Source organism: Celeribacter sp. PS-C1, from assembly GCF_019429625.1.
In the GTDB taxonomy this organism is placed as follows: Bacteria; Pseudomonadota; Alphaproteobacteria; order Rhodobacterales; family Rhodobacteraceae; genus Celeribacter.
On sequence record NZ_JAHXRW010000013.1, the window covers coordinates 96,917 to 103,702 of the forward strand.

Annotated in this window: 7 protein-coding genes; 2 read left to right on the top strand and 5 right to left on the bottom strand. The window is 59.6% G+C overall.

The genetic code is table 11. The annotated features are described in order from the left end of the window. Positions 1-28 precede the first annotated feature (28 nt). Positions 29-2,359 (top strand): aldehyde dehydrogenase family protein, encoded by a 2,331-nt coding sequence (locus J5Y17_RS16500; RefSeq protein WP_219786665.1) that lies wholly within the window; start codon positions 29-31, stop codon positions 2,357-2,359. A gap of 49 nt (positions 2,360-2,408) precedes the next feature. Here the strand turns inward: J5Y17_RS16500 and J5Y17_RS16505 are convergent, their stop codons facing one another. From J5Y17_RS16505 to J5Y17_RS16520, 4 genes are all read right to left on the bottom strand, one after another. After that, entirely contained in the window at positions 2,409-2,936 is a 528-nt protein-coding gene (locus J5Y17_RS16505; protein WP_219786667.1) for an isoprenylcysteine carboxylmethyltransferase family protein, read from the bottom strand. After that, positions 2,933-3,565 carry a DUF1523 family protein gene (locus J5Y17_RS16510; protein ID WP_219786669.1) on the bottom strand — a complete coding sequence of 211 codons (633 nt, stop codon included), beginning with the start codon at positions 3,563-3,565 and terminating at the stop codon, positions 2,933-2,935. The genes J5Y17_RS16505 and J5Y17_RS16510 overlap by 4 nt, the downstream gene beginning before the upstream one ends. A gap of 10 nt (positions 3,566-3,575) precedes the next feature. Next, a complete protein-coding gene (locus J5Y17_RS16515; protein WP_219786671.1) occupies positions 3,576-3,842 on the bottom strand; it encodes a hypothetical protein in 267 nt (88 codons plus the stop codon). 86 nt (positions 3,843-3,928) lie between these two features. Continuing rightward, complete coding sequence (locus tag J5Y17_RS16520) at positions 3,929-4,321, bottom strand: hypothetical protein (protein ID WP_219786673.1); 393 nt, start codon at positions 4,319-4,321, stop codon at positions 3,929-3,931. Between the two features lie 147 nt (positions 4,322-4,468). Here J5Y17_RS16520 and J5Y17_RS16525 point away from each other — a divergent pair, with 147 nt between their 5' ends. Then, complete coding sequence (locus tag J5Y17_RS16525) at positions 4,469-5,032, top strand: hypothetical protein (RefSeq protein ID WP_255572161.1); 564 nt, start codon at positions 4,469-4,471, stop codon at positions 5,030-5,032. A gap of 68 nt (positions 5,033-5,100) precedes the next feature. Here the strand turns inward: J5Y17_RS16525 and J5Y17_RS16530 are convergent, their stop codons facing one another. Then, entirely contained in the window at positions 5,101-6,357 is a 1,257-nt protein-coding gene (locus tag J5Y17_RS16530) for a PLP-dependent aminotransferase family protein (RefSeq protein WP_219786675.1), read from the bottom strand. Positions 6,358-6,786 lie beyond the last annotated feature (429 nt).

The following is a 6,786-nucleotide window of genomic DNA, read 5'->3' on the forward strand; positions in this document are numbered from 1 at the left end:
TTGCCAAGAAGAAGCAGGGGCGCGGGCAATGAGCGTGAAAGAGATTTTCGACACGATGGACTATGGCACAGCGCCCGAAAGCGCGGCGGAAGCCTTGGCTTGGCTGGTGGATGGCGGCGACCGATTCGGGATGTTCATCGGCGGCAAAATGACAGAGCCGGGGCATATCTTCGAGGCGAAGAACCCGGCCACGGGCGAGGTTTTGGCGCATCTGACGCAGGCCACCGAGGCCGATGTAGACGCCGCAGTGGCCGCCGCCCGCAAGGCGCAAAGCAAATGGGCGAAGGACGGCAAAGCGCGGGCCAAGGTACTCTATGCGCTGGCACGTCTGGTGCAGAAACACGCGCGTTTGTTTGCCGTCTTGGAGACGCTCGACAACGGCAAACCGATCCGCGAGAGCCGCGATATCGACGTGGCTTTGGTGGCGCGGCATTTCTACTACCACTCGGGTATGGCGCAGCTCATGGACGAAGAACTGCCGGGGCGTGAGGCGCTTGGCGTTTGCGGCCAGATTATACCGTGGAACTTCCCGCTTTTGATGCTGGCGTGGAAGGTCGCGCCCGCGATTGCGATGGGCAACACGGTGGTGTTGAAACCGGCGGAATATACCTCGCTGACCGCTTTGCTCTTTGCGCAGATTTGCCAGGAGGCGGGTGTGCCGAAAGGGGTCGTCAACATCGTGACCGGCGACGGCGCGGTGGGCGAAATGATCGTGACGCATCCGGGCGTGGACAAAATTGCCTTTACCGGATCGACCGCCGTGGGCCGCCGCATTCGCGAGGCAACCGCCGGGTCGGGCAAATCGCTGACGCTCGAACTGGGTGGCAAATCGCCCTACATCGTCTTTGAAGATGCCGACATCGACAGCGCCATCGAAGGGCTGGTCGATGCGATTTTCTTCAATCAGGGTCAGGTCTGCTGTGCCGGATCGCGTTTGCTCGTTCAGGAGGGCATTGCCGAGGATTTCCACGCGCGGCTTGTGGCGCGCATGGGCAATCTGCGCATCGGCAATCCTTTGGACAAGAGCATTGATGTGGGGGCCATCGTGGACCCGGTGCAGTTGCAACGGATCGAAGCCCTCGTGGCCAAGGGCGGCGCGGAAGGCACCGTGCATCAACCCGTGAAAGCGCCGGAGGGCTGTTTCTACCCGCCGACTTTGGTGTCGGGGCTGGAGCCCTCGTCGCTCTTGATGCAGGAAGAAATCTTTGGGCCTGTTCTCGTGTCCACCACCTTCCGCACGCCCGCCGAGGCGGTACAGGTGGCGAACAACACGCGCTATGGATTGGCGGCCTCTGTATGGACCGAGAACGTCAATCTGGCGTTGGATATTGCGCCGAAACTCGTCGCCGGTGTCGTCTGGGTCAACGGGTCGAACATGTTTGATGCGGCGGCCGGATTTGGCGGTGTGCGCGAGAGCGGCTTTGGCCGCGAAGGTGGTTGGGAAGGTTTGATGGCCTATACCAAACCTGCGGGCAAAGCCACGCCGGTGAAACCCGCGAAGACGCATGTGAAACCCGACGAAGTCGAGGTTTTGGGTCTTGATCGCACCGCAAAGCTCTATATCGGCGGCAAACAGGCGCGGCCCGATGGCGGCTATTCTCAGGCGATCTACTCCCCTAAGGGCAAGCTTTTGGGTCATAGCTCCATCGCCAGCCGCAAGGACATTCGCAATGCCGTCGAGGCCGCGCAGAGTGCCAAAGGTTGGGCCAAAGCGACCGCCCACAACCGCGCGCAGGTGCTGTATTTCGTCGGCGAAAACCTCTCCGCCCGCGCGGATGAATTCGCCACGCGCATCCGCTATTTGACCGGCACGACCGAGGCGAAAGCCCAGGCCGAAGTGGCGGAGGCGATCGACACGCTCTTCACCTATGCCGCCTGGTGCGACAAGCTTGATGGCGCCGCGAAACCTGTGCCGATGCGTGGTGTGGCTTTGGCAATGAACGAGCCTGTCGGCGTGATCGGTGCGTTTTGTGATGACCGGCCTCTCATGGGCCTCATCGAAGTGATCGCCCCCGCGATTGCCATGGGCAACCGGATGATCGCCGTGGCGTCGGAGGCCTATCCTTTGGCTGCCACGGATTTCTATCAGGTGCTCGACACCTCCGACGTGCCCGCGGGTGTGGTCAACATCCTCACCGGACCGCACGCTGAGTTGGCCAAGACCATGGCCGGGCATATGGATGTTGAAGCGGTGTGGAGTTTCTCCTCCACTGAGATTTCCGCTGTGATCGAGAAAGAAAGCGCCGGGAATTTGAAGCGCACTTGGGTCAACAATGGGCTAAGCCGGGCATATCCGGCGCGGGATTGGTTGGCGCAGGCGACCGAGGTCAAGACGATCTGGGTGCCTTACGGCGAATAACCGCAGAACAAAAAAAGGGGCCGCTTGGCCCCTTTTTTCATATCCGCTTTCAGACCCGTCCAATCCAGCGCGGCACATTCTCCGCGTAGCGTCGCCAATCGGCATTCTGGCCCAGAACGACCTCTTCGGAGCGCACCTGCATCACCGCAGACGCCGTCATGATCACTGCGGCCACTGCCATCGGCAGGCCCACAAGCGGCGTCAAAAACCAACTGAGCGCGATTTGTCCGACAAAGACCGGATTGCGGGAAAACCGAAACGGCCCGCCGGTGACGATCTCGCCGATCACGCCCTCCTTAGTGCCGATACGCCAAGAGCGGCCCATATAGGCCTGCGCATAGAGCGCGAAAGCGGCGGCGAAAACCGAAGGCACGATCCAGATCGGCGCACCCTCCGCTCTGGTCACCACAGGCCAAAGTACGAGAATGGCGAAAGCAATGCGAAAGCCCCAGGCCGCCCCGGCTTGGCCTGCGTCAAACAGCCAAAGCTTTTGCCCGCTGCGGCGTGAGACCGCCGCCGTCATTGCCAGAAATCCGGCGACATAGCCCGCGCTGACCAGCCAAGTGACAAGGCTCATCGACCGAACCACCCTTTGACCTTATCGACCGCGCTGTCTTTCTTTTCGTCAGCCAGTTCCAGCACGTCTTCGACATCATCGACCAGCGGCTCAATGGTGCGTTGGCGGAACTGTTGCCACATGCGGTAAAGCGTCACCACAAAGAGGAACAGGACCGTCAGGATGATGATATTGGCCCATGGGATAAAGGTCACATCAGGTCCCGCGACAGGTTTGATCGCGGTGGCGTTCGGAAAACTGGACAAAAGACGCGAGCGCCAGCCGTAATGGGTAACAGAAACCCATTCCGGCGCGGCTTTGGTCGAGATTGCATCCGCAGCTTCGGTATAGAGGTTTGCCGTGTCGAATTTGAAATAGGGCGGCCAACCCCACCCGGTGTCCTCGTTTCGATACACGACAGCTTTGCCATTCGGACGCACCGCCTGAATGAACTGGACGTCGCGGCTCTGTTCTGTCGCGGTGCCATTGCCCGCTTCCTGCCAAAAGATCGTGGTCCAGCCGGAAATGTCCTGACGTTCCTCATAGGTGTTCACGATCCGCACGATGTCATGCTGCGGCAAGGTGTAATGCGCAAAGCCTCCGACAATCAGAACGATCAGGGCGATCAGGGTCCATTTCACATAGCGCATCGGAGAGGCCTCACAGAAAATTCGTCACATAAAAGATCGCGGCAAAGACGATCAGCGGCAGGATATAAACCAAGAGCAACAGTTTCGGGCGGAAGGAGCGTTCATAGGCTTTGATCCCCTCCTCCACATAAGCGTCCCTCTCGCCAATGGAACCCTCTTTTTCCCAATCCTCTTCAAGACGTTCACGGGTGAGAGAGCGGACGTAGATCGTCAAGAGCCCATAGAACAGGGTCATGACGACAAAGCCGATGATCAGAAACCGCAAAAAGCCCAGCATGGGGTGTCCCCTGTCGCGCCGGGGTCGTCCGGCCGTTATATCTAGCTTAGCTGCAGCGCCGCGAAAGCGCGAGGGATTTGACGGGGTTATGTGTCTTGGTCCGGAAAACCTTGGCGCATCGCCGCGTCGGATTTGATCTGTTCGACGCGGCGTGCGAGGCTGAGCCAAGCCAGCCCCAGAAGCGGCAGCCAGATCAGACTGGCCATGGCCGCACGTCGAGCGAGAAAGCCAAGCATTTGCCCCGGCGCGTCGCGCATCGCCTGGATCACCGGCACGCCATCGACCTCGTAGAGAAAGGCAAACAAGGCCCCACCCAGCACGAAAAGCCCCAGAGCGCTCAACAGGACCGAGACGGTCAGACGTTTCTGCGACCGGGTGCCGCGCGGGGTCAGCGCCAGTGGCAACGCGATAGCCGCCACACCGATCAGCCCCACCGGAATCGCGATGCCGCTTATCACACCCATGTCGATCATACTCATGGCCTCCCGGCGCACGACTTGGCGCACGCCGCAAAATCAACCTTGTCAAATACACCTCAACAGCAATGAGGTCCGAACCCTATTCTTCCCCTTGTGACAGAAGTCCCGCGGGTCTTCTATGAACTTATCACCATCGGAGGGGACCCCATGACACTCAAAACCACGATACTCGGCACCGGCTTTTGCCTCCTCATGACCACAGGCGTGATGGCAGATGAGGTCACGGACACGCTACAAAGCGCCCTTTCGGCCTATGAAGAGGGCGATGTGACCTACGCGCTCGAGGAGTTGGATTACGCCAAGCAATTGATGCAAGAAATGAAAACCGGCGAGCTGGCCGCATTCTTGCCCGCCGCCCCCGAAGGCTGGACAGCCGAAGAGGACACAGCCACCGTGGCAGGCTTCGCTATGATGGGCGGCGGCACGGCGGCGGCGCAAAGCTACACTAACGAGTCGGGCGAAGAATTCACCATTTCCATCGTCGTCGACAGCCCGATGATCGCTATGATGGGCGGCATGATTTCGAACGCTGGCGCCATGGGCATGAAAACCGTGCGCGTGGGGCGTGAGAAATTCCTCGACAACGAGGGCGACCTGACTGCGCTGGTTGAAGGTCGTGTCTTGGTGCAGGCCTCGGGCGAGCCGCGCGATGTTGTCTTGCCGCTTTTGGAAAGCATCGACTACCGCGAATTGGGCCGCTTCGGTTACTGAGAGACCTCAGAACCAGATATAAAAAGAGGGGCCATTTCGTCCCTCTATTTATTCCGTTTAGAGCTGCCTCACATCTGGGTGCGGATGACGTCACCCAGACGCGCAATGCCCTCTTCGATCTTCGCCGCCGCCGACATCGAAAAGTTCAGGCGCAGCGTGTTGCGGTTCGAGCCATCGGCATAAAACGCCCCACCCGGCACAAAGGCCACGTTGGCTTTGAGCGCCTCTTTCAAAAGCTCCGCCCCATCCATACCCCGCGGCAGGGTCACCCAGACGAACATGCCGCCATCGGGCCGCGTCCACTCGACACCTTCGGGCATGTGACGCTCCAGCGCCGCCAACATTGCATCCAGCCGCACGCCGTAAACCTCGCGCAGCTTGGCGACGTGATCCTCGAACACACCGTTCGCCACTTCGCTCACCGCGATCTGGTTGATTGTTGCGGTCTGAAGATCGGCGGCCTGTTTCGTCAGCACCATCTGGCTGATCACAGATTTCGCGGCCACGGCCCAACCGACGCGCAGCCCCGGCGCCAGGGTTTTTGAGAAAGAGCCAAGGTAGATCGTGCGACAGGCATCGATATCGCCCTTCTCTTCGATCTCCAAAGCGAGGATCGGCTTGATCGCGTCGCCCCGATACCGCAGCTCCTGATAGGCCGCATCCTCGATAACCGCGCAATTCAGCGCCTCGGCGCGGGACAGCACCGTGCGGCGCTGATCTTCGGTCAGGGTCACGCCGGTGGGGTTCGCGAAATCGGTCGAGAGGTAGGCGAATTTGACCTCGCCACCTGCGGCTTTGGCATCTGCCAAGACGTCCTCTGTGGGACGGTTGGTCTGCGGGTCAATCCGATCGTACCGCGGCTCATAGGCATTGAACGCGCCCAGCGCCCCCATATAGGTCGGCCAGGTCACAAGCGCGGTATCACCCGCATTCAGAAAAATTTTCCCGAGGTAATCCAAGGCTTGCTGCGAGCCAGCCGTGATCAGAATGTTGTCGCGCGAGCACGTCACACCATGACGCGCCATATAGCCGACGATCCAGTCGCGGAGCGGCGTATAGCCCTCAGACGTGGAATATTGCAGCGCAACCGCCGCCGCCTGCTCGCTCAGTGCCTTGGTCATCGCCTCAGCAAAGGCTTCGCGCGGGAAATAGGCCGGATCGGGAATGCCGCCGGCAAAGGAAATAATGTCCGGCTGGTCCAGAAGTTTGAGAAGCTCGCGGATCTCAGACGCCCGCATCCGCCCGGTGCGGTTGGCAAACAGTTTGGTCAGACGCGCGTTTGTTTTTTCCAATGTGTTCTCGGCAAAGTTCTCTGGCAGACTCATCACATTCTCCATTCAGCGCCCCGATGTCACACATTTAATTTGGGAAATCCACCAAAAGGATTTGCGGAATTTCAAATGTGATTGGCCCGGTCGCAGGACAGGCTGCTATTCAAACCGTCCAGCTGTTCCAGGCGCATGATTGGAGCGATCTCACAGCCAAAAAAATGCCGCCGGAGTTCCCTCCGGCGACATTTCTCATCCACCCGATCAGATCAGAGCGGATTGGACCACCCTTTAAAGCGCATCTCGAAACTGGAGGGACTCAATTTCGAGACACGAAGCACTTCCGAAGAAGTACGGTGACGCTTTATTGGATGTTGTTCACGTTGGTTTCGGCCAGGTCAGCACCGTTTGCGCCGACGAGCACGAACTCGATGTTGGAGCGCGGAGCGGAGGAGAGGCTGACTTTGACGTCGGTGTTGGCGCCGG